Here is a 22,642-nt window from a genome sequence, read left to right as displayed (position 1 = left end):
GCCTACCGGCGCAGCTCTGCTCGGGGCGCGGCTCCCGGCACCTCATCGGGGCCGGCGACGCTCGTCACCGCCAGCGAGGCGGCGACGGTGTGGCCCACCTCGGGCTCGGGCAGCTCGTGCTCCCGGAGCACCATGAGCGAACGTCCCGCGACAGCCAGCTTCGACCCCGGCTCCACCGGCTCGGTGTTGGCGTGCTCACCCGCGGTGTCGACCACGACATCCCATTCCGGGCTGAACTCGTCCTCGGGGATGACGAAGTCGACCGTGTCGTCGCCGGCGTTGAACAGGACGATGAAGTGGTGGTCCGAGATCGGCTCGCCGCGCCGGTCGCGCTCGCGGATCCCGTCTCCGTTGAGGAAGACGGCCACCGCTCTCCCGAATCCGGAGTCCCAGTCCTCGGGCTGCATCTGCGTGCCGTCGGGGCGTGCCCACACGATGTCCGGGATCGGCGCTCCCTCCTCACGACGGACGGGCCGGCCGTCGAAGAACCGCCGGCGACGGAAGGTGGGATGCTCGCGGCGGAGTCGGGCGAGGGCCGCGGTGAACTCGACGAGCGGGTGGTCGACGGCGGACCAGTCGACCCAGGTGATCTCGTTGTCCTGCGCGTAGCCGTTGTTGTTCCCGCCCTGGGTCCGTCCGAGCTCGTCGCCGTGGAGCAGCATCGGAACGCCCTGCGACAGCATCAGCGTCGCGATGAAGTTCCGCTGCTGGCGCGCTCGCAGTGTGAGGATCGCGGGATCGTCGGTCTCCCCTTCGGCACCGCTGTTCCACGAGCGGTTGTCGTCGGCGCCGTCGCGGTTGTCCTCGCCGTTGGCCGCATTGTGCTTCTCGTTGTACGAGACAAGGTCGCGCATGGTGAAGCCGTCATGGGCGGTGACGAAGTTGATGGATGCCACGGGACGGCGTCCCGAGTGCTCGTACAGGTCGGCCGACCCGGTGAGCCTCGACGCGAACTCGCCGAGCGCCTGCGGCTCTCCGCGCCAGAAGTCGCGGACCGTGTCGCGGTACTGGCCGTTCCACTCCGTCCACTGCGGCGGGAAGTTGCCCACCTGATAGCCGCCGGGACCGACATCCCACGGCTCGGCGATCAGCTTCACCTGGGACACCACCGGATCCTGCTGAACGAGCTCGAAGAACGTGGAGAGGCGGTCCACCTCGTAGAACTCGCGGGCGAGCGTCGACGCGAGGTCGAATCGGAACCCGTCGACGTGCATCTCGAGCACCCAGTAGCGCAGGGAGTCCATGATGAGCTGGAGCGTGTGCGGGTTGCCGACGTTGAGGCTGTTGCCGGTGCCGGTGTAGTCGGTGTAATAGCGCTTGTCGTCGTCTTCGAGCCGGTAGTACGCCTCGTTGTCGATGCCTCGCATCGAGAGGGTCGGGCCGAGGTGATTGCCCTCGGCGGTGTGGTTGTAGACGACGTCGAGGATGACCTCGATGCCGGCGCCGTGGAGCGCCTTCACCATCGCCTTGAACTCCTGGACCTGCTGACCGCGCTGGCCGCTGGAGGCATAGGTGTTCTGGGGCGCGAAGAACGCGATGGTGTTGTAGCCCCAGTAGTTCGACAGGCCCTTCTCCTCGAGCACCGCGTCGTCGACGAACTGGTGCACCGGCATGAGCTCGATCGCCGTCACGCCGAGCTTCTGCAGATGCTCGATGATCGCGGGGTGGGCGATCGCGCTGTAGGTGCCGCGGATCTCCTCGGGCACGGCGGGGTGCAGCCGGGTGAGGCCGCGCACGTGCGCCTCGTAGATGAAGCTCTCGGCGTAGGGCGTCTTCGGCTGCCGGTCACCGCTCCAGTCGAAGTACGGGTTCACGACGACACCCAGCATCTGGTGCGCGGCGGAGTCCTCGTCGTTGCGGGAGTCCGGCTCGCCGAAGTCGTAGCCGAACACCGGCTGCCCCCAGGTCACCTGTCCGTCCACGGCTTTCGCATAGGGATCGAGCACGAGCTTGTTCGCGTTGAAGCGCTTGCCCGATGCCGGATCGAACTCGCCGTGCACGCGGAATCCGTAGCGCTGACCGGGCTGAACGGTCGGGAGGTACCCGTGGTGCACGAATGCGTCCACGTCGACCAGGGGCACACGCGTCTCGCCGCCGCCGTCGTCGAACAGACAGAGCTCGACGCTCTCGGCGCCCTCGGAGAAGATCGCGAAGTTCGTTCCGCTGCCGTCGAACGTCGCACCGAGAGGGTACGGGGAACCGGGCCAGATCTGCATGCGACCTCCAAGTCGTCGGGCGCCTTCACGATAGCGGCGCCACGAGTCGGGGATGCGGGGCTTGACGCGGCCGGACACTCACCCCCTCGATGTCACGGTCGCGGCAGCCGCGCCCGCGACCGGCGCCGGCATCGAAGCGAATCGACCGGGGTCGTCCACGGCACGGCGGACGGCCGAGATCACGCGGTCGACGTCGTCCGGTGAGTTGTAGACGGTGAAGCTGACGCGGCAGCTCGCCGCAGGATCGAGCTCGAGGTCACGGTGCGCCAGCGTCGCGCAGTGGCATCCGGCGCGCGACTCGACACCCTGCGCGTTCAGGGCGCGGGCGAGGTCGAACGGCGAGTGGCCTTCGACGTTGAAGGCGACGAGCGGCGTGCGCTCGCTCCCTCGCGGCACCCCGTACACGTGGAGGCCGTCGATCGCGCAGAGCCCGTCCATCGCGCGCTGGGTCAGGGATGCCGCATGCCCGGCGACCGTCCTCATCGCAGCGTCGACGGCTGCAGGGTCGAGCGGGTCGTCGGTGCGGAACCAGGCGCGCACGGGGTCCGCGCCCACGAGGTCCACGATGAGGCGCAGGGTCTGCGCGGATGCGATCACGCCCAGGATGTTGGGGGTGCCTGCCGAGAACTTCCAGGGCAGCTCGTTGTACTCGACCCGATCGGGAAACACACGGCCGTCCGCGATCATGTCACCGCCGTAGAGGAACGGGGGCAGCGTCTCCCGCAGCACCTCCTTGGCGTACAGCACTCCGACGCCGAAGGGTGCCAGGAGCTTGTGGAACGAGAACGCGACGAAGTCGGCATCCATCGCCTGGACGTCCAGCCGCGTGCTCGCGAACAGCTGTGCGGCATCGACGAGGAGGAGCGCGCCCCGGCGCCCGTCGGGCTGCGCATAGGCGCCGGCATCCGCGATCGCGCGCACGCGGTCCAGCGGCGGCTTCGTGCCGAGGAAGTTCGACCCGCCCGAGCAGCACACGAGTTTGGTGCGCGCGTCGACGAGCGACGCCAGGTGGTCGAGGTCGAGCTCGCCGCTCTCCCGGTCGAAGCGTGCGAGGCGGAGCTCGACGTGCCTTCCGAAGCGCGGCAGGATCTCGCGGCACATGGCGTGCCAGGGCACATAGTTCGAATTGTGCTCGAGAAGTGTGGTGACGACATTGTCGCCGTCGCGGAAGTCGGCCATCAGCGAGTACATGGCGGCGTTGATCGCCTCCGTCGTGCTGCGGTGCATCGAGAGCGTGAGTCGCGAGGGCGCATTGATCCACGCGGCGATCGTGTCGAAGGATGCCTCGAACGCCGCGGTGGTGGTGATCGAAGCATCCGACTGGCCCCGGTGGACGTTCTCATACGTCTCCGACAGGTCGCGCAGCAGTTCCCAGACCGCGAGGGGAGGCTGGGTGCTGGCGGCATTGTTCGTGACGATGCGCTCTCGAAGGCCGAACGCGAACTGGGAGCGGATCAGCTCGAGCTCGCGCGAAGCGAGGGTCCCCATGCAGCGAGAATCCTCCTCTTCCGCGATCTCGGCAAGAGCACTCGCTCTGCTCGACCACCTCGTCTCACATCACGGACCCGCCGCCTGTGAGGAAGACGTTCGCTCGGGGAAACCGCGCGCGATCGGCGGTGAAACACCGCCCTCGTACCGTCGGCGTCATCGAGATGTCCGCCCGTGAGGAGAACCCATGACTCATCGCGACCCCGTCGACAGCCCGAAACATGGCGCTGACTCCCCCGCAACATCGCCCGCGTACCGTGACGCCATGAGCTCCACCGCGCCCGTCACGACGCACGTCGTGGTCGTGGGCGCGGGCATGGTGGCCCACCGATTCGCGGAGAGTCTCCTGGCGCGCGCCAAGGGACCTTGGCGCATCACCGTGATCGGCGAAGAGGACCGGCATCCGTACGACCGTGTCGGTCTCACCTCGTTCTTCGGCGGGTCGACCCCCGACGACCTCACGCTCGATCGGAGCGTCCTCGAGGACGACCGCGTCCGATTCGTCCGTGGCGACCCGGTGGCGCGCATCGATCGCTCTGCCCGGCGCGTGACGACCAAGCGCGGTCTCAGCGTCGCCTACGACCACCTCGTGCTCGCGACGGGCTCGTACGCGGCGCGCCTCGCCGTCGACGGCTTCGGGTGGGACGGATGCTTCGTCTATCGCACCCTCGACGACGTCGAGAACCTCCGGGCGTTCGTGGAGCGCCGCTCGCGCGAGCTCGGTCGTCCGCTGACCGGCACCGTCATCGGCGGCGGGCTCCTCGGCCTCGAAGCCGCCGGAGCGCTGCAGGGACTCGACGTCCGGTGCACCGTGGTGCAGTCCTCCGACCGCCTGATGTCGGCTCAGCTCGATCTCCCCGCGGGCGATGCGCTGCGCAGACTGATCCAGTCGCGCGGCATCGCGGTGAAGACGGGCGCGGTCACGACGCGCCTCGACGCGGATCGCAGCGGAAGCGTGACGGGACTCGAGTTCCGCGACGGCGGCTACGAACGCACCGACGTCGTCGTGTTCACCGTGGGAGTCCGGCCGCGCGATGAGCTGGCACGCAGCGCGGACCTCGCGGTGCATGAACGCGGCGGCATCCTCATCGACGACGGATGCCGCACCTCGGATCCGCGGATCCTGGCGATCGGCGAGGTGGCCAACTTCGACGGCATGTGCGTCGGGCTGGTCGCACCGGGTTACGCGATGGCGGAGGTCGCGGCGACGAGACTCCTCGGCGGCGACGCATCCTTCCCCGGCTACGACCTGTCCACCAAGCTCAAGCTCTCGGGCGTCGACGTCGCGAGCTTCGGCGACGCCTTCGCGCAGACGCCGGGCGCGCTGGATGTCGTCTACGCCGACCCCGTCGCCGGCGTCTACAAGAAGCTCGTGCTCTCCGACGACGCGAAGACGCTGCTCGGCGGCATCCTCGTGGGCGATGCGTCGGCGTACGGGTCGCTGCGTCCGCTCGTCGGCGGCGCCCTGGGCGGCGATCCGGCCGCCTACCTGATGCCCGAGGGCGGGGTCGCGGCGCCCGGCGGCGACCTGCCCGACGACGCGCTCGTCTGCTCGTGCAACAGCGTCACGGCCGGCACGATCCGTCACGCGGTGCACGAGGAGGGCTGCGCGGATGTCGCCGCGGTGAAGTCGTGCACGAAAGCCGGTGCGGCGTGCGGCTCGTGCGTGATGATGGTCAAGAAGATCGTCGGGACCGAGCTCGCGAAGTCGGGCGCCGCGCTCAGCTCCGCGCTGTGCGAGCACTTCGCGCTCTCGCGCCGCCAGCTCTTCGACGCCGTGCGGGTGTCGGGACTCACGACGTTCAGCGCCGTGATCGACCGATTCGGCACGGGCCGCGGGTGCGACATCTGCAAGCCCGCGCTCGCCAGCATCCTGTCGACCCTCGTCGGGCGCCACGTCCTCGACGGCGAGAACGCCGCACTGCAGGACACCAACGATCACGTGATGGCGAACCTGCAGAAGGACGGCAGCTACTCGGTGGTGCCCCGGATCCCCGGGGGTGAGATCACCCCCGACGGCCTCGTCGTCATCGGCGAGGTGGCGCGGGACTTCGGGCTCTACACGAAGATCACCGGCGGCCAGCGCATCGACCTGTTCGGGGCACGACTGGAGCAGCTCCCCGACGTGTGGAAGCGGCTCGTGGACGCCGGCTTCGAATCGGGTCACGCGTACGGCAAGTCGCTGCGCACGGTGAAGTCCTGCGTCGGCTCGACGTGGTGCCGCTACGGCGTGCAGGACTCCGTCGGGATGGCGGTGCAGCTCGAGCTGCGCTACCGCGGGCTGCGATCCCCGCACAAGCTCAAGCTCGGCGTCTCGGGGTGCGCGCGCGAGTGCGCCGAGGCTCGCGGGAAAGACGTGGGCGTCATCGCCACGGAGGCCGGCTGGAACATGTACGTCGGCGGGAACGGCGGCTTCACTCCCCGGCACGCCGTGCTTCTCGCGGAGGGGCTCGACGACGCGGCACTGCTCACGGCGATCGACCGCTTCCTGATGTACTACATCTTCACCGCCGACCGCCTCCAGCGCACGGCGCCGTGGTTCGAGGAGCTCGAGGGCGGGATCGACGGCCTCCGGTCGGTGATCTTCGATGACAGCCTCGGCATCTGCGCCGACCTGGATGCCGCGATGACGGCGCACATCGGCTCGTACGAGGACGAATGGCGGGCGACGCTCGACGACCCCGAGAAGCTGCGTCGCTTCGCATCGTTCGTGAACGCACCGACCACGCCCGACCCGTCTCTCGCGTACACCGCCGAACGCGGGCAGGCGCGCCCAGCCACGGACGCCGAGCGCGAGAGCGGCGGCGTCCTCATCGCCGGAACGATCCTGGAGGTGCGCCGATGACCCTCGTCGACCCGCAGACCACGACGACAGCCGCCCCGGACGGGTGGGTGCGCATCTGCGCGCTGGACGACCTGGAAGTCGAGCGGGGCCGGGCTGCGCTGCTCGGGGGAACGCAGATCGCCCTCTTCCTGCTCCACAGCGGCCGCGTGCATGCGGTGTCGAACTTCGATCCGTACAGCCGCGCGCACGTGATCTCGCGCGGCATCGTCGGCACACGACAGGATGCTCCCACCGTGGCATCCCCCATGTACAAGCAGGTCTTCGATCTGCGCACCGGTGCGTGCCTCGACGCGCAGGGCAAGGACCCCGTCGCCCTCCACGTGTGGCCCGTCACGATCAGCGACGACCAGGTGCTCGTGCGCTGGGAGGCGCAGTCGTGAACGGCCGGGTGGACCTGGTGGGCGGCGGTCCCGGGCCGATCGATCTGATGACGGTGCGCGCCTGGCGCCTGCTCCTGCAGGCCGACGTCGTCGTGATGGACCGGCTCGGCCCCACCGACCTCCGCCGGCATCTGGCGCCCGACGTGGAGGTCGTCGACGTCGGCAAGCTCCCTGGCCACCACCCGGTCCCGCAGGAGGAGATCAACGCGCTCCTCGTCGACCGCGCACGCGCCGGCAAGCACGTCGTGCGACTGAAGGGCGGCGACCCGTTCGTCTTCGGCCGAGGTGGCGAGGAAGTGATCGCCTGTCTGGCCGCCGGTGTTCCGGTCTCGGTCGTCCCCGGCGTCACGAGCGCCGTCGCGGTGCCCGAGGCGGCAGGCATCCCGGTCACCCATCGCGGCATCGCGTCCGCCGTTCACATCGTCAACGGCCAGTCCGAGATCACCGGGGCGACGCTCGCCGCACTCGGCGAAGACACCGTCACGACGGTGATCCTCATGGGCGTCGGGGCGCTTCCGCGGCTGGTCGCGGACGCCCTCCGCGCGGGGGTCTCACCCGATCGTCCGGTGGCGGTCGTCGAGCGCGGCCACCACGCCGACCAGCGAACGACCCGCAGCACGCTCGGGGCGATCGTGCTCGATGCCGGGCGCATCGGTGTGCGCAACCCAGCGGTCATCGTGGTCGGCGAGGTCGCGCGCGCCGGCCTGCTCGTCCCCGACCTGCTCGCGGCGAACTCCGGGCTCGGCGGCTGAAACCGTGACGGCCGCACGTCCCGCGCTCTCCGCCGCTCTCGACGGCTGCACGTTCGTGATCGCCGTGGACCGGAGATCCCTCGAACTCGCGGCCGCCCTCGAGCGTCATGGAGCGACGGTGCGCCACGCCCCGGCCCTGACGATCGTTCCGCACATCGACGACGACGCGCTGATCGCGAGGACCCGCGAACTGATCGCGCACCCGCCCGAGGTCGTCGTGGCGACGACCGGTGTGGGATTCCGCGGGTGGATGGAGGCCGCCGACGAGGCGGGGCTCCTGGACGAGCTGCAGGCTGCGCTCGATGGCGCGCAGATCGTCGCCCGCGGTCCTAAGGCGCGCGGTGCCATCCAGCAGGCGGGCCTCACGGCCGACTGGGTGGCGGAGTCGGAGACCTCCACCGAGCTCGGCGAGTACCTGCTCGCGGAGGGGGTCGGCGGTCGCCGCATCGCCGTGCAGCATCACGGCTCGGGCGCCGACGGGCTCGACGAGCTCTTCGCGGACGCCGGCGCGGACGTCGTCAGTCTCACCGTCTACCGGTGGGGACCACCGCCCGACGCCGTCGCGGTCTGCCGATCGGTCACCGCCACAGCCCAGGGAGACGTCGATGCGGTGCTCTTCACGTCGGCCCCCGGCGCCGCCGAATGGCTCGCCGCCGCGGCGCGCGAGGGCGTCCTCGACGACATCGTCGCGCTCACGCGGACGGGGCGCGTCCTCATGGCCGCGGTCGGACCCATCACGGCGGGACCGCTGGTCGACGTCGGCATCACGCCGCTCATCGCGGAGCGCGGGCGCCTCGGCTCGCTCGTGCGCGCCGTCGTGACGCACTTCGGAGGGGGCCACACCGCCTCGCTGCCGACCACCGCGGGGCGACTCGAGCTCCGCAGCTCGGGCGCCGTTCTCGACGGCATCCACGTGCCGCTCTCGCGCACCGGTGCCGACGTGCTCGCCGCGCTGTTCGAGGCCGGTGGCGGGGTCGTCTCCCGGCAGCGCCTCCAGAGCGCACTTCCCCGGTCGAACGAGAACACCCATGCCGTCGAGATGGCGGTCGCGCGCGTGCGCGAGGCGCTCAGCGTGCCGGACCTGATCAAAACCGTCGTCAAGCGCGGCTACCGGCTCAACGTGCTCGATCCCGCCGAGACATCCGCCTGACTGCTCAGGGCAGCAGGTCCGGCCGGTGGGTGCGCGTCCGCTCGAGACTCTGATCGCGACGCCACGCCGCGATCGCGCCGTGGTTGCCGCTCAGCAGGATCGGCGGCACCTCGTGACCGCGCCACTGGGCGGGCTTGGTGTAGCTCGGGTACTCCAGCAACCCGTCCTCATGCGATTCCTCGACGAGGCTCTCGGGATTGCCGACCACTCCAGGCACGAGCCGGGACACCGCCTCGACGACGGCCATCGCGGCGACCTCGCCGCCGTTGAGCACGTAGTCGCCGAGGCTCACCAGCCGGACGCGACCGCGCGCCGCATAGTGGTCCACGACGCGCTGATCAATGCCCTCGTAGCGTCCGCAGGCGAACACGAGGTGCTGCTCCTGGGCCAGTTCCCGCGCCATCGACTGGGTGAACCGCTCGCCTGCCGGCGACGGGACCAGCAGCACCGCGTCGTCGGAGAGCACCTCGTCGAGGGCCTCGCCCCAGGGCTCGGGCTTCATGACCATGCCCGCTCCCCCGCCGTACGGCGTGTCGTCGACGGTGCGGTGACGGTCGTGCGTCCAGTCGCGCAGATCGTGCACGCGCAGGTCGAGGATGCCGCGGTCACGGGCCTTGCCGATGAGCGACACGTCGAGCACGTCGAAGAACGCCGGGAAGATCGTGACGATGTCGACGCGCATGGTTTCGAGTCTAGGCATCCGGTCATGTTTCCGACGTGTGACCGGACCCTCACCCGACCCGCGCACGGCGGTGATCGAACCTTGACCCAGAAGTAACCGCGCGGGTCGAGGGCCGGAAACACGCCCTTCATACGGTGAAGGCACACTTCACCACAGGAGGCGTCATGACCACGACCGTCAGTGCAACCGCGACCGAGGTCGAGGCGCCGCCGCACGCGGCAGCACCCGTCGAACTCGTTCACCGCCGCGGCCGCTGGATCGACGGCTGGAACCCCGAGGACACCGCGTTCTGGCAGTCCGGCGGGCGAGCGATCGCGCGACGCAACCTCGGCTGGTCGATCTTCGCGGAGTTCCTCGGCTTCATCATCTGGCAGCTGTGGAGCATCGTCGTCGTGATGCTGCCCTCGGCGGGCTTCGATCTCACCAGCTCGCAGCTGTTCTGGCTGATCTCGGTCCCGAGCCTCGTCGGAGCGACGCTTCGGTTCCCGTACACGTTCATGGTCGCGATCTTCGGCGGCCGCAACTGGACCATCGTGTCGGCGGCGCTGCTCCTCATCCCGGCGGTGCTGCTGGGGATCGTGGTGTCCAACCCCGAGACGCCCTTCGGAGTGCTCCTGCTCGTCGCCGCGCTCGGCGGAGTCGGCGGAGGCAACTTCGCGAGCTCGATGGCGAACATCACCTACTTCTTCCCTCAGCGGGAGAAGGGCTGGGCGCTGGGGCTCAATGCCGCCGGCGGAAATCTCGGCACGTCGGTCGCGCAGTTCGCCGTGCCGATCGTCGTGACGATCGGAGCCGGCGCGAGCCTGAACATCGCCCTCGCGGGATGGATGTGGATCCCGCTCATCCTCGTCGCGATCTGGGGCGCGTGGCGGTACATGGACAACCTGTCGTCGGCGAAGGCCGACTTCGCGGGCTCGGCCGCGGCGCTCCGCGAGCCGCATCTGTGGCTCATGGCCCTGCTCTACATCGGGACCTTCGGTTCGTTCATCGGCTTCGCCAGTGTCTTCCCGAAGCTGATCGCCGACCAGTTCCCGACGTTCTCGACCTTCCAGGTCGGCCAGGCCGCCGTGTCCCTCGCGTTCCTGGGCGCGCTCGTCGGTTCGCTCGCCCGCCCGTACGGCGGGCGTCTCGCCGACCGCTTCGGCGGCGCGCGCGTGACGGTGGTCGCGTTCTCGGTGATGGCTCTCGGCGCCCTCTCGCTGATCTGGACACTGTCGCTCCAGAACTTCTGGATCTTCCTCGCGTGCTTCCTCGTGCTGTTCGCAGCCACGGGCATGGGCAACGGCTCGACGTACCGGATGATCCCGAGCATCTTCGCGGCGCGCGGGCTGGCCACAGGTGCCGTGCCGGGCACGCCCGAAGGCGTCAGGGTGCAGCGCAAGGCCGCGGCCGCGCTCGGGCTCGTGTCGGCGATCGGGGCATACGGCGGCTTCCTGGTGCCGCAGGTCCTCAACGCATCGCAGCTCGCGACGGGCGGCTACACGGCGGCGTTCTACGGCTTCGTCACCGCGTACGTCGGGCTCATGGTCCTGACCATCCTGGTGTACGTCGTGCCGCGTCGCTCGCTCGCGCTGCAGCGCATCTGACCCCCTTCGCCGACGCGGCCGCACCCACTCCGGGTGCGGCCGCTTCGCGCGCGAGCGGGTCAGTACACGTCGCGGACGTAGCGCTTCTGCGCGACGAGCGACTTGCGGTACTCCGCCGCCGCCTCGCGCGACAGTCCGCCGTGCCGCTGCGCGATCGTCGCGAGGGTGTCGTCCACGTCCTTCGCCATACGGCTCGCATCGCCGCACACGTAGAGGTGAGCGCCGTCCTGCAGCCAGCGCCACAGCTCGACGCCGTGCTCCTCCATGCGGTCCTGCACGTAGATCTTCTGCCGCTGATCGCGCGAGAACGCGAGGTCCAGCCGTGTGAGGAACCCGTCCTCGTGCATGCCTTCGAGCTCTTCGCGGTAGTAGAAATCGCTCGTGGCGTGCTGCTCGCCGAAGAACAGCCAGTTGCGCCCGGTGTGGCCGTCCGCCCGTCGGTCGTGCAGGAATCCGCGGAAAGGGGCGACGCCGGTGCCGGGACCGATCATGATCATCGGCGCACCCGGGTCGGCGGGAACACGGAAGTGCGGCGACTTCTGCAGATAGATGGGAGGCGGGGAGTCGGCGGCGACATCCGCGAGGAACGACGAGGCGACACCCCCGCGCCGACGCCCGGTCTCGGTCTCGAATCGCACGACCGAGACCGTCAGCTGCACCTCGTCGGGGCTCGTCTTCGGGCTCGACGAGATCGAGTACTGCCGCGGCTGCAGGCGCTTGAGGACCGGCATCCATTCCTCGGCACTGGCCCGTGGCGGAAAGGCGCGCAGGAGGTCCGCCGCGTGCATGCTCCACAGGAACTGCTCGAGGCGCCCCTTGTTCTCGCGGCGCAGCAGGGTGCTCAGCTCCGGATCGGGGTTGTGCTCGGCCACGAACGCGAGCAGGTCCGGCGTGATGCGGGTGATGTCGAGGGCGGTCGCGAGGGCATCGCCGAGGAATCGCTCCTCGCCGTCGAGATCGACGATCTCCCGGGCGCCCAGGCCTGTCACCTCGAGCCACTCCGCCACGGTGGACGGGGAGTTCGGGGCCACGACGCCGAGCGAGTCGCCCGCTTCGTACGCAACTCCCGCGTGCGACAGGTCGAAGCCGAACTGGCGCACCTCCTTCGCCGACCCGGCGCCGCTGAGCAGCGTGTTGGTCACGAGCGCGGCGCGCACCGGGTTCGCGCGGGTGAAGAGGCGTCGGGTCGGCGGTGCCGCGGCGGCGACGGTCGGGACGGATGCCGCTTCCTCGGCGAACGTCGCGATCACCCGGTCGAGCCACGCGGCCGCGGGCTCGGCGTAGTCCGGCTCGCAGTCCACGCGCGGGAGCAGCGCGGTCGCCCCCAGCGCGCTGAGGCGCTCATCGATGCTGCGTCCGTGGCCGCAGAAGTCGTCGTAGCTCGGGTCGCCGATCGCGAACACGGCGTAGTCGAGGCCGCCGAGCGTCGGGGCGACGTCGCTGTTGAGCGCGGTCCACAGGTCGGTGGCGTTGTCGGGCGGACCGCCGTCGCCGAAGGTCGACGTCACCACGAGGACGCGACGCGCGGCCGACAGTTCGGTGAGGGACATGTCGACCATGCTCACCGTCCGTGCCGGGATGCCCCGCGACGTCAGGGTCGCCGCGCAGGTGACGGCGACCTCCTCGGCATTGCCGGTCTGCGATCCCCAGAGCACGGTGACCGCGCCGGGCACGTCGGCGGTCTGCCCGGAGCCCCGCGGCGCCCGTGAGTACAGTCCCGCGAGCACCCCGTCCAGCCAGGCCCTCGGAGCGGCGCCCAGCGGCGCGGACGCCGGCAGCACCGGCACCATCCCCGTTTCGACGGGAGCGACCTCCAGTGCCCTGAGGAAGCCCGACACATACGCTCTCTCGGCCTCGTCCAGGGCGGGCGGCGCCTGACCGACGACGCCCGCGAGGACCGCGTGCGCGTCGCCGGGATGCGGCATCCGCTCGTTCGCGTCGCCCGGCGCGCTGCTCGGGCCGGGGCCGACGCGCCGCAGCGACACGGCGGCGTATTTGAACTCCGGCTGCAGCGACGCAGGATCCACCGCGTCGCTGGTGACCGCGTTGACCGTGAGGTACTCGCCGTGCTCGTCGTTCCAGTGGAACGGCGCGAAGCAGCATCCGGGGCGCACGCGATCGGTCACCACCGCGGGCAGCACGACCCGCCCTCTGCGGGAGGCGACCTCGACGAGGTCACCGGCGGAGATCGCCTGCGCCTGTGCGTCCTGCGGGTGGATCTCGACGAACGGGTCGGGGTTCAGCTTGACGAGCTTGCCGACTCTGCCGGTCTTCGTCATCGTGTGCCACTGGTGCTGCAGCCGACCGGTGTTGAGGATCCAGGGGAAGTCGTCGTCCGGCAGCTCCCTCGGCCCGAGATGCGGTCGCGCGAAGAACTGCGCGCGGCGGGACGGCGTTGCGAACGCGAGGCGCGGCACCGTCCCGTCGGCCTCCCGGTGCAGGCTCTGGCTTCTGCCGTCGTTGAGATAGCGGATCGGATGCCGCGCCTCCGCGTCGTCGGGTGGCGCGGGCCACTGCACGGGACCGCGGCGCAGCCGTTCGTAGCCGACGCCGCGCACGTCCCATCCGGTCTTCGGGTTCCAGAACCGCCGGATCTCGTCGAAGACCTCTTCTGCACTGGCGAAGCCGAACCCCTCGTCGAATCCCATCGCGCGCGCCACGAGGCAGATCGTGAGCCAGTCGGGATGCGCGTCGCCGGGAGGGTCGATGGCGCGCGGCACGAGGGTCATCGTGCGGTCGCTGCTCGTCATGACGCCCTCGGACTCGACCCACAGGGTGGCGGGCAGCAGGATGTCGGCATACGCGTTGGTGGCGGTCTCGGTGAAGACGTCCTGCGCGATGACCAGTTCGGCGGCCTCGAGCCCCTCGATCACCGTGCGGCGGTTCGCGACCGACGCGACCGGGTTCGTGCAGATGATCCACGCGGCCTTGATATCGCCGGCCGCCATCGACCGGTACAGCTCGATCGTGCCCGTACCCGCCTCCGGGCGGATCGTGCCGGCGGGGAGCCCCCACACGTCCTCGACGAACGCTCGGTCGCCGGCGTCGAACACCGCGCGCTGGCCGGGGAGCCCTGGCCCCATGTAGCCCATCTCGCGTCCGCCCATGGCGTTGGGCTGACCCGTCAGCGAGAACGGCCCGCTGCCGGTCCGGCAGATCGCGCCCGTCGCGAGGTGAAGGTTGCAGATCGCGTTGGTGTGCCATGTCCCCTGCGTCGACTGGTTCAGACCCATCGTCCACAGCGACATCCACTCGCCCGCCTCGGCGATCCAGCGCGCAGCGGTGCGGATGTCGTCCTCGGCGAGACCGGTCGCGCGCGCCACCGCCTGAGGTGTGTAGTCGGCGAGGAACGCGGGCATCGCCTCCCAGCCCTCGGTGTGCTCTGCGATGAAGTCGGCGTCGATCGCGCCGCCGTCGACGAGGAGATGGAGGAGCCCATTCAGCAGCGCGAGATCGGTGCCGGGCCGGATCGGCAGGTACAGGTCGGCACGCTCGGCCGTTGCGGTCCGTCGTGGATCCACCACGATGAGCTTCGCGCCCTGCTTCAGCCGATCCGCCATCCGCAGGAAGAGGATCGGGTGACAGTCGGCCATGTTCGAGCCGATGACGAAGAACAGGTCGGCCGCGTCGAAGTCCTCGTACGAGCCCGGAGGCCCGTCGGCTCCGAGCGACTGCTTGTAACCCGTGCCCGCCGACGCCATGCACAGCCGCGAGTTCGACTCGATGTGAAGGCCGCGCAGATACCCCTTGACGAGCTTGTTCGAGAGGTACTGCGCTTCGATCGACATCTGTCCCGACACGTACAGCGCGACGGAGTCGGGGCCGTGCTCGTCGACGATGGCGCGCAGCCGGCGGCCTGCCTCGGCGATCGCCGTGCCGTGGGGCACCGGGACGGCATCCTCGCCCCGCGCGGGTCGCACGAACGCCGTCGTCATCCGTCCGGGCGCGTGCATCAGATCGACGTGCGTCGCACCCTTCGTGCAGAGCCGTCCCGCGTTCGCGGGGTGCGCCTTGTCGCCCACCGCTCTGGCGAGGGAGCCCGCGTCGGCGGGCAACACCGAGATGCCGCAGCCGACCCCGCAATACGAGCACACGGTGCGCAGCTCGCCCACCGGCGCGCCCGAGGCGGGCTCCGCCGGGCGTGCGATCGTGGCCATGCCCCGATGATCGCCGACCGATGTTCCACGCGGTCGTGTGCGGTGTTACCGGCGGATCACATCGCGCTCACGCCGGTCGGCGGGCGTGAGTGAGCGGATGCCGCGCCTCAGGCGTCGGCGGAGTCCTCGTCGCGCGGCTCCGCGTCGTCGGCGCCGGGGATCTCCTCGAAGAGACCCGCAGGCGGCGTCACCACGACCCGGCCCGCGGTGATGTCGACCTCGGGCACGATCGCCTTCACGAAGGGCACCAGGATCTCCTGGGGCTCGCCGTGCGCGGCATCCGGAGTCGTGCGCACGATGAGGAGGTCCTGCGCGGGCATGTGGTCGACGCGGATGACGCGCCCCACGGTGACGCCGTCGCGCACCACGTCGAGACCGACGAGCTGGTGATCGAACCACGCGTCGTCTTCGGTGGGGGCGGCGTCGGTGTCCTGGTCGATCCAGAGGATCGCGCGGATCAGCTCCTCGGCGCCGGCCCGGTCGTCGACGCCCTCGAAGAACGCGACGGGGTGACTGTTCATCCAGCGGAACTCGCGCACCGTGAGCGGCTTGCCGTGCCACGGCGATGCCTCGGGCACCTGGAGCGTGAACGTGGCGCCGGGGGCGAAACGGCCCTCGGGGTCGTCGGTGTAGAGCTCGAGCTTGATGGCGCCCTTGAGGCCGTGGGCCTTCACCAGACGTCCGACGCGCAGCTGCGTCTTGCCGGACGGGGCGGATGCCTTCGCTGAGCTGTCCGGGCTCTCACCCGGCTCGTTCGTGTCGCCTGCCACCTCAGTCGTCCGCGACGTCGACGCGCACGCGCCGGCCGTCGGCGAGCGCGCTGATGAGGGTGCGCAGGGCTTTGGCCGTACGGCCGCCGCGCCCGATCACGCGACCCCGGTCATCGGGGTGGACGTGCACCTCGAGAACGTCGCCTCGCGGCGACGTGGACGAGTCGATGCGCACGGCGTCGGGGTGATCGACGATCCCCTTGACGACGTGCTCGAGCGCGGCGGCCAGCAACGGATTACTCGGCGGACTCGGCGGCCTCATCGGCCGCGTCGGTCGCCTCGTCGGCGGGAGCCGCAACGGGCTCCTCGGCCTTCTTCTCAGCCTTGGGCTTGATGACCGACTTCTTCGAGGAGTCGATCTCGAAGGCAGCCTTCGCTTCGCGCGTCTGCACGGTCGAGACGGCGTTCTTGTCGCCCTTGAAGGTGCCCCAGTCGCCGGTGAGCTTGAGGAGCACGAGCACCTGCTCGGTCGGCTGCGCGCCGACGCTCAGCCAGTACTGCGCACGCTCCGAGTCGACCTCGATGAACGAGGGCTGCTCGGTCGGGTGGTACTTGCCGATCTCCTCGATGACGCGACCGTCGCGCTTGGTGCGCGAGTCGGCGACGACGATGCGGTAGTAGGGCGCGCGGATCTTTCCGAGTCGCTTGAGACGGATCTTGACAGCCACGATTCTCCTGAATGTGTGGGAAGTGAACGAACCGATCGCCTGGAGCGTGGGGTGCACACCCGGCGGAAGCTCTGAGGAGGATCTCCCCTCCGGATAGAGGGTCGAGAGGGTGATCCGACCCTCTATTCTGCCAGATCGCGAGGCCCCCCGCGAACCGGCCCTCGGGACCGGTCGCGCAGCGTGTCCATCCCCCGGCCCACCAGATGACTCACCATGCCGCGAACCGCCCGTCTCAGGTGCGCTGCATGCCACAATGTGGCCATGACGGTGCCCTTCGCGACATCCGCCCGTTCGTCCGTCGGGCTCGAGTGGGAGCTCATGCTCGCCGATGGCGAGACCGGCGATCTGGCGCCCCGCGCGCCCGAGGTGCTCGCCGACCTCGAGGAGAGGACCGCCCTCGAGCGATACACCGTGACCGGCGAGCTGCTGACGAACACCGTCGAGGTGACGAGCGGCATCGGCGACACCGTCGCGGCGGCCGTCGACGACATCGCCGATGCGATCGCCGCGGTGCGCACCGAGACCACGCCCCTCGGCGTCGAGCTGCTGTGCGCGGGAAGCCACCCGTTCGCGCAGTGGTACGACCAGCAGGTCACCGACAAGACGCGGTACCACAAGCTCATCGAGCGCACCCAGTGGTGGGGCCGCAACATGATGATCTGGGGAATCCACGTCCACGTCGGGGTCGACGACGTCGACAAGGTGTTCCCGATCATCAACGCCCTCGCCGTGTACCTCCCCCACCTGCAGGCGCTCTCGGCATCGAGCCCGTTCTGGGCGGGAGACCGCACGGGGTACGCGTCGAACCGGTCGCTGGTGTTCCAGCAGCTGCCCACCGCGGGTCTGCCCTGGCCGCTGGAGGACTGGGCGCAGTTCGAGGCCTACCTCGACGATCTGGTGGGCACCGGCGTGATGGAGGACGCGACCGAGGTGCGCTGGGACATCCGTCCCGCTCCCCGCTGGGGCACGATCGAAGTGCGCGCGTGCGACGGCATGTCGACGCTCCCCGAACTGGCGGCGATCGCCGCCCTCGTCCAGGTTCTCGTCGAGCACTTCTCCCGTGAGCTCGACGAGGGACGAACGCTGCCGACCCTCCAGCCGTGGTTCGTCCGCGAGAACAAGTGGCGCGCCGCCCGGTACGGTCTCGACGCCCGCATCATCGTGGACAGGGCGGGCACGCAGAGGCCCGTCGCCGAGCACCTGCGCGAGACGCTCGCGCGCGTCGCCGACATCGCGGTCGAGCTGAAGTGCTCGCGCGAACTGGCGGGCGTCGAGACGATCCTCACCCAGGGCGCCAGCTACGCACGACAGCTCGTGGTGGCGGATGCCGCGGACGGCGATCTGCGCGAGGTCGTGCGTCACCTCATCCGCGAGTTCCGCTCGGGACCCACGCTCCGCGATCACCTCGCGGGCACGGCCTAGGACTCCGCGGGCGCCGGTCCCGCTACTCCCTCGATGGTGAAGTGCGACATCCCGTGCTCGGTCTTCTGCCAGTAGTGGGGCTTCGTGATGAGCTGCCACAGCGCCTTGTACGACGCGAGCGAGTGCAGCAGCCAGTAGACGGGGTTGAGGACCGCCCATCCCACGAGCCAGAAGGCGCCGCGCTTGTACGGCCCCATCATGTTCAGGTAGACCATCAGCGCGTTGCCGACGAGGAAGTTCAGCAGGCAGATCCACAGGATCGCCGGCGGGAACGCCGGCGTGATGCTCGCCCACGGGATCAGGAACGACACGATGGTCAAGGCTGTGAAGGGGATCACTCCGAGGAACGTCAGCGGTGTGCCGGCGATGAGGAGCGTGAACGACGCGAACCTCCGCAGTCCGATCCGGCGGATCAGCCGGAACGGCCGGCGCGCGTGCACCAGCGCGGTCTGCATGTAGCCCTTGATCCAGCGACTGCGCTGGCCGATGAAGATGCCGACCCGCGAGGTCGCCTCCTCCATCGTCGTGGAGTCGACGACGCCGACCCGGTAGCCGAGTGCGCTCGCCCGGATGCCGAGGTCGGCATCCTCCGTCACGTTGTACGGGTCCCATCCGCCCAGCTCCCGCAGCGCCGACGTGCGGAAGTGATTGGATGTCCCGCCGAGCGGGATCGGCAGGTCGCCCACATCGAGACCCGTCAGCATGTAGTCGAACCAATAGCTGTACTCGAGCGCGAACATCCGGGTGAGCACGTTCTCGCGCGCGTTGAAGTAGTTGAGCGCCGCCTGCATGACGACCACCGAATCGTCGGCACGCGAGAACGCGACGACCGTCTTCTTGAGCTGATCGGGCTCCGGGGCGTCCTCGGCGTCATAGATGACCAGGAATTCCCCGCGCGCGACCTCGAGTCCGACGTTGCACGCGCGCGGCTTGGTCTGCGGCGTGCCCTTGGGCACGGTGACCACGAGGAAGTGCGCGGGCGGATCGGAGACGGCGATCGCGTCCCGGGTCTCGGAGTCCTCCTCCTCGACGAGGATGATCACCTCGAGCTTGTCGGTCGGGTAGTCGAGCCGTCCGAGATTCTCGACGAGTCGGCCGACGATGCGCGCTTCGCGGAACACCGGCACGAGCACCGTGTACATGGGCATCTCGGCATCGCGCAGCGCGGCGATCTCCTCGGGGCGCACATGCGCCACGAGGTCGTATCGCGAGCCGCGCAGCGCGATGAAGAACTTGAACAGGGTGCTCGCCAGGAAGATCACGCTCGCGATGCCGATCAGCGACATCACCGTGGCCACGGGCCACACGACGGCACAGGCGACCACCAGGAGCACGAGGACGATGCCGATGACCTTCTGAGAGGTCGAGAGCACGTAGCGCGCCGACAGCACCGGGTCCATGCGGTGGAGCCCGTCCGCGGCCTGCGACGCATACTCCGACCGCAGCGCGCCGGTCAGCGCGGCCACGATCTCCGACTGCTCCACGAGGCGCTCTTCAATCGGGCCGCCGACGATCGCCTCGATGCGGGCGCGCCGTCGCGGGGTCAGGGGTGCCGTCGTCGCGACCTCCACCGCGGCATCCGTCCGCCTGACCGGGATCCAGCCCTGCTTCGCGTACGTCGTTCGCAGGTCCGGGTCGAGCAGGTCGCGATCGATCTCGATCGACATGGTCACGGCGCACCTCCGACGATCGTGCCCATCCAGGCGCTCACGGTGTCGTTGTCGAACGCCTGCGCCCAGCCGATGCCCCACAGGATCACCGACGTCGTGCACACGAGCAGGATGCTGACGAGTGTGGTCGGCTTCGGGACGACGGCCACGGCCACGAGGAGCATGAGCAGGTAGTTGATCCCCGCGACGCCCGGTGGCGTGAGTCCCAGGATGAACGCGAGCAGGATCATCGCGGTCATGACAGGCGCGACCAGTCCGACGCCCGGATAGCGAAGGGCGATCGCGGTGAGGACGACGACGATCGTCGGCGCGAGATAGAGCAGTCCGGAGGGGCTCAGGAGGTACTCCGCGACGATGGCGGCGCGCGCCGGGTCCCACTCGAGATTCCCGCGGATCATGGCGAGCGGACCGAGGCGGAACGCGATGCCGAGCACGACCAGCGATCCGATCAGCGCGAGGGTGGGGAACACGACGACGATCGCGTTGGCCGCTCGCGAGGCCGACCTCGACCGCACGAGGAAGGCGGCCGCCAGCGCGGCCACGATCGCGACGAAGAGACCGGTGGAGTCCGACAGGGCGGAGCAGGCGAACAGCAGTCCCGCGCGGAAGCCGGCCTGCGTGTTCGCATAGGTCACGAACCGCACGAGGTCGACCATCCCGAGTCCGAAGAACGTGAGGCCGAGGGCGGCCTCGAAGCTCGTCGTCATGACGTAGGCGAACATCGGCGTGAGCGCCAGGGTCGCGACGAAGACGATCCGCACCGGCTGCGGGAACTCCTTGCGCTGCATCGACTGGACGATCAGCTGGAGCAGGAGTCCGCCGACGAGCGCACCCGCGATCGCGAGGCCCAGCGCGCCGCCGGGGATGACGAGGGCGAGGACACTGGTCAGGATCGGGTAGAGCTCAGCGAGCGCCGCGACATCCGACGATCCCCACGGCAGCCCGTCGACCCGCGCCGCCAGCGCTCCGTTCGCCGTGTCGCTCCAGTCTCCGCCCGAGGCGATCTGGAACCAGGCGGCGATGACGATGAAGGGCACGGCGGCCAGCAGCCGCAGCCCCCAGCGCAGCCAGGCGTTGCGCGGATACCGTTCGATCCGCCCTGACTCGCTCTCCACGAACAGGGGTGCGTCTCGCGCGAAGACGCTTTCAGCCGTCGTCACTCATCTCTGCCGATCCCCCCAGATCGTTCGTCCCAGCCGGCGCGGTGCACCGCCCATGTTCCAACGTACCGAACGCCGACGGCCGCGGGGCCCGCGAGGAGCGGATCAGCCCTTGCCGAGCATCTTCTGCAGCTCGGCGAGGTCGGCCTCGCTCGGCCCGCCCTTCGCACCGCCCAGACCGAATCCGGAGCCCGTCGGCGCGGTCGGAGCCGCCGCGACACCGGCGTTCTCGGCCGCCCGCTTGGCCGGGTTGCCCGATCGCGACCCCTTCGCCTTCTGCTGCTTGCCGCGCTTCGCCGAGGCGCCGGGACGGCCGCCTCCGGGGATCGGCCCCATGCCGGGGATGTTGGGCACACCGCCGCGCGCGACGGTCTTCATCATCTTGGCGGCCTGGTCGAACCGCTGGACGAGCTGGTTCACGTCGGTCACCGTCATCCCGGCGCCGCGCGCGATGCGCAGGCGGCGAGAGCCGTTGAGCACCTTCGGGTTGCGTCGCTCGCCGGGCGTCATCGAGCGGATGATGGCCTCGGTGCGATCGATCTCTCGCTCGTCGAAGTTCTCGAGCTGGTCCTTCATGGAGCCCATGCCGGGGAGCATCCCCAGCATCTTCTTCATGGAGCCCATCTTCTTCATCTGCTGCATCTGCTCGAGGAAGTCCTCGAGCGTGAAGGTCTCGGTCGCGAGCTTCTCGGCCATCTTCATGGCCTCTTCCTCATCGAAGGCCTGCTGGGCCTGCTCGATGAGGGTGAGGATGTCGCCGAGGTCGAGGATGCGGCTCGCCATGCGGTCGGGGTGGAACGCCTCGAGGTCGTCGAGTCCTTCGCCGGTGGAGGCGAAGATGATGGGGCGACCGGTGATCGATGCGACCGACAGCGCGGCGCCGCCGCGCGCGTCGCCGTCGAGCTTCGAGAGCACGACGCCGGTGAAGTCGACGCCGTCCTGGAAGGCCTTGGCCGTGTTGACGGCATCCTGACCGATCATCGCGTCGATGACGAACAGCACCTCGTCGGGGTCGGTCGCGGTGCGGATGTCGGCGGCCTGCTTCATCAGCTCGGCGTCCACGCCGAGCCGCCCGGCCGTGTCGATGATGACGATGTCGTGCTGCTGCCGGCGCGCGAGCTCGACGCCGTCCTTGGCGACCTGGACCGGGTCGCCGACGCCGTTGCCGGGCTCGGGCGCGTAGACCGCGGCACCGGCGCGCTCGGCGACCACCTGGAGCTGGTTCACGGCGTTCGGACGCTGAAGGTCGGCGGCGATGAGGAGCGGGGTGTGACCGTCCTTCTCGAGCATCTTCGCGAGCTTGCCCGCAAACGTCGTCTTTCCGGAGCCCTGCAGACCGGCCAGCATGATCACCGTCGGCGGGGTCTTCGCGAACTGCAGGCGGCGCTGCTGTCCGCCGAGGATCGCGACGAGCTCCTCGTTGACGATCTGGACGACCTGCTGCGCCGGGTTGAGCGCGCGGTTGACCTCGTCGCCGAGCGCACGCTCGCGCACCTTGGCGGTGAACTCCTTGACGACGGGCAGGGCCACGTCGGCGTCGAGCAGGGCGCGCCGGATCTCGCGGACCGTGCCGTCGACGTCCGCGGGCGTGAGCTTGCCCTTGGTGCGGAGGTTGCGGAAGGTCTCGGTGAGCCGGTCGGAGAGGGTGCCGAAAGTCGCCATGATCCCCCGAGTTTACGCGTCCTTCGACCGGCTC

At 69.8% G+C, this 22,642-nt stretch carries 16 protein-coding genes; 6 read left to right on the top strand and 10 right to left on the bottom strand.

What is annotated here, in order from left to right; all coding sequences use genetic code 11:
* Nucleotides 1-2: 2 nt before the first annotated feature.
* A complete protein-coding gene (glgX, locus tag OL358_RS13010) occupies nt 3-2,216 on the bottom strand; it encodes a glycogen debranching protein GlgX (protein WP_264710495.1) in 2,214 nt (737 codons plus the stop codon).
* Between the two features lie 78 nt (nt 2,217-2,294).
* Nucleotides 2,295-3,704 carry an aminotransferase class V-fold PLP-dependent enzyme gene (locus tag OL358_RS13005; protein WP_264710494.1) on the bottom strand — a complete coding sequence of 470 codons (1,410 nt, stop codon included), beginning with the start codon at nt 3,702-3,704 and terminating at the stop codon, nt 2,295-2,297.
* Nucleotides 3,705-3,969: 265 nt separating this feature from the next.
* On the opposite strand from OL358_RS13005, the gene nirB reads away from it, so the two are divergent.
* Genes nirB through OL358_RS12985 form a run of 4 tightly spaced genes read left to right on the top strand, consistent with a single transcriptional unit; the run spans nt 3,970 to nt 8,831 of the window.
* A complete protein-coding gene (nirB, locus tag OL358_RS13000) occupies nt 3,970-6,549 on the top strand; it encodes a nitrite reductase large subunit NirB (protein ID WP_264710493.1) in 2,580 nt (859 codons plus the stop codon).
* Nucleotides 6,546-6,929, top strand: a complete 384-nt coding sequence (nirD, locus tag OL358_RS12995) for a nitrite reductase small subunit NirD (protein WP_264710492.1) — start codon at nt 6,546-6,548, stop codon at nt 6,927-6,929. Before nirB ends, nirD begins: the two co-directional genes overlap by 4 nt.
* Nucleotides 6,926-7,681 (top strand): uroporphyrinogen-III C-methyltransferase, encoded by a 756-nt coding sequence (gene cobA, locus OL358_RS12990; RefSeq protein ID WP_264710491.1) that lies wholly within the window; start codon nt 6,926-6,928, stop codon nt 7,679-7,681. The genes nirD and cobA overlap by 4 nt, the downstream gene beginning before the upstream one ends.
* A 4-nt stretch (nt 7,682-7,685) precedes the next feature.
* On the top strand, nt 7,686-8,831 hold the full coding sequence (locus tag OL358_RS12985; protein ID WP_264710490.1) for a uroporphyrinogen-III synthase: 1,146 nt from the start codon (nt 7,686-7,688) through the stop codon (nt 8,829-8,831).
* A gap of 4 nt (nt 8,832-8,835) precedes the next feature.
* Here OL358_RS12985 and trmD read toward each other — a convergent pair whose 3' ends face one another.
* Nucleotides 8,836-9,513 carry a tRNA (guanosine(37)-N1)-methyltransferase TrmD gene (gene trmD, locus OL358_RS12980; RefSeq protein ID WP_264710489.1) on the bottom strand — a complete coding sequence of 226 codons (678 nt, stop codon included), beginning with the start codon at nt 9,511-9,513 and terminating at the stop codon, nt 8,836-8,838.
* Between the two features lie 164 nt (nt 9,514-9,677).
* Here trmD and OL358_RS12975 point away from each other — a divergent pair, with 164 nt between their 5' ends.
* Nucleotides 9,678-11,099, top strand: coding sequence for an MFS transporter (locus OL358_RS12975; protein WP_264710488.1), 1,422 nt, complete (start codon nt 9,678-9,680; stop codon nt 11,097-11,099).
* 59 nt (nt 11,100-11,158) lie between these two features.
* Here OL358_RS12975 and OL358_RS12970 read toward each other — a convergent pair whose 3' ends face one another.
* The 4 genes from OL358_RS12970 to rpsP all read right to left on the bottom strand — a co-directional run bounded on the left by OL358_RS12970 (nt 11,159) and on the right by rpsP (nt 16,694).
* The gene (locus OL358_RS12970) at nt 11,159-15,256 is read right to left on the bottom strand and encodes a bifunctional nitrate reductase/sulfite reductase flavoprotein subunit alpha (RefSeq protein ID WP_264710487.1); all 4,098 of its coding nucleotides are present in this window, start codon (nt 15,254-15,256) and stop codon (nt 11,159-11,161) included.
* Nucleotides 15,257-15,363: 107 nt separating this feature from the next.
* Nucleotides 15,364-16,026 carry a ribosome maturation factor RimM gene (rimM, locus tag OL358_RS12965; protein ID WP_413631569.1) on the bottom strand — a complete coding sequence of 221 codons (663 nt, stop codon included), beginning with the start codon at nt 16,024-16,026 and terminating at the stop codon, nt 15,364-15,366.
* Between the two features lies 1 nt (nt 16,027).
* A complete protein-coding gene (locus OL358_RS12960; RefSeq protein ID WP_055965452.1) occupies nt 16,028-16,258 on the bottom strand; it encodes an RNA-binding protein in 231 nt (76 codons plus the stop codon).
* 4 nt (nt 16,259-16,262) lie between these two features.
* Nucleotides 16,263-16,694 (bottom strand): 30S ribosomal protein S16, encoded by a 432-nt coding sequence (gene rpsP / locus OL358_RS12955; RefSeq protein WP_264710486.1) that lies wholly within the window; start codon nt 16,692-16,694, stop codon nt 16,263-16,265.
* 261 nt (nt 16,695-16,955) lie between these two features.
* On the opposite strand from rpsP, the gene OL358_RS12950 reads away from it, so the two are divergent.
* Nucleotides 16,956-18,116 carry a glutamate--cysteine ligase gene (locus tag OL358_RS12950; protein ID WP_264710485.1) on the top strand — a complete coding sequence of 387 codons (1,161 nt, stop codon included), beginning with the start codon at nt 16,956-16,958 and terminating at the stop codon, nt 18,114-18,116.
* Here the strand turns inward: OL358_RS12950 and OL358_RS12945 are convergent.
* The 3 genes from OL358_RS12945 to ffh all read right to left on the bottom strand — a co-directional run bounded on the left by OL358_RS12945 (nt 18,113) and on the right by ffh (nt 22,608).
* Nucleotides 18,113-19,783, bottom strand: a complete 1,671-nt coding sequence (locus OL358_RS12945; protein ID WP_264711015.1) for a glycosyltransferase — start codon at nt 19,781-19,783, stop codon at nt 18,113-18,115. The genes OL358_RS12950 and OL358_RS12945 overlap by 4 nt on opposite strands.
* 2 nt (nt 19,784-19,785) lie before the next feature.
* A complete protein-coding gene (locus tag OL358_RS12940; protein ID WP_264710484.1) occupies nt 19,786-20,946 on the bottom strand; it encodes a hypothetical protein in 1,161 nt (386 codons plus the stop codon).
* A gap of 105 nt (nt 20,947-21,051) precedes the next feature.
* A complete protein-coding gene (gene ffh, locus OL358_RS12935) occupies nt 21,052-22,608 on the bottom strand; it encodes a signal recognition particle protein (protein ID WP_264710483.1) in 1,557 nt (518 codons plus the stop codon).
* Nucleotides 22,609-22,642: the final 34 nt, after the last annotated feature.

Origin of the sequence: Microbacterium sp. SSM24 (assembly GCF_025989145.1) — a bacterium.
Lineage (GTDB): Bacteria > Actinomycetota > Actinomycetes > Actinomycetales > Microbacteriaceae > Microbacterium.
Note: the sequence above shows the minus strand (reverse complement) of the source record. Positions and strands in the feature narration are given on the sequence as shown.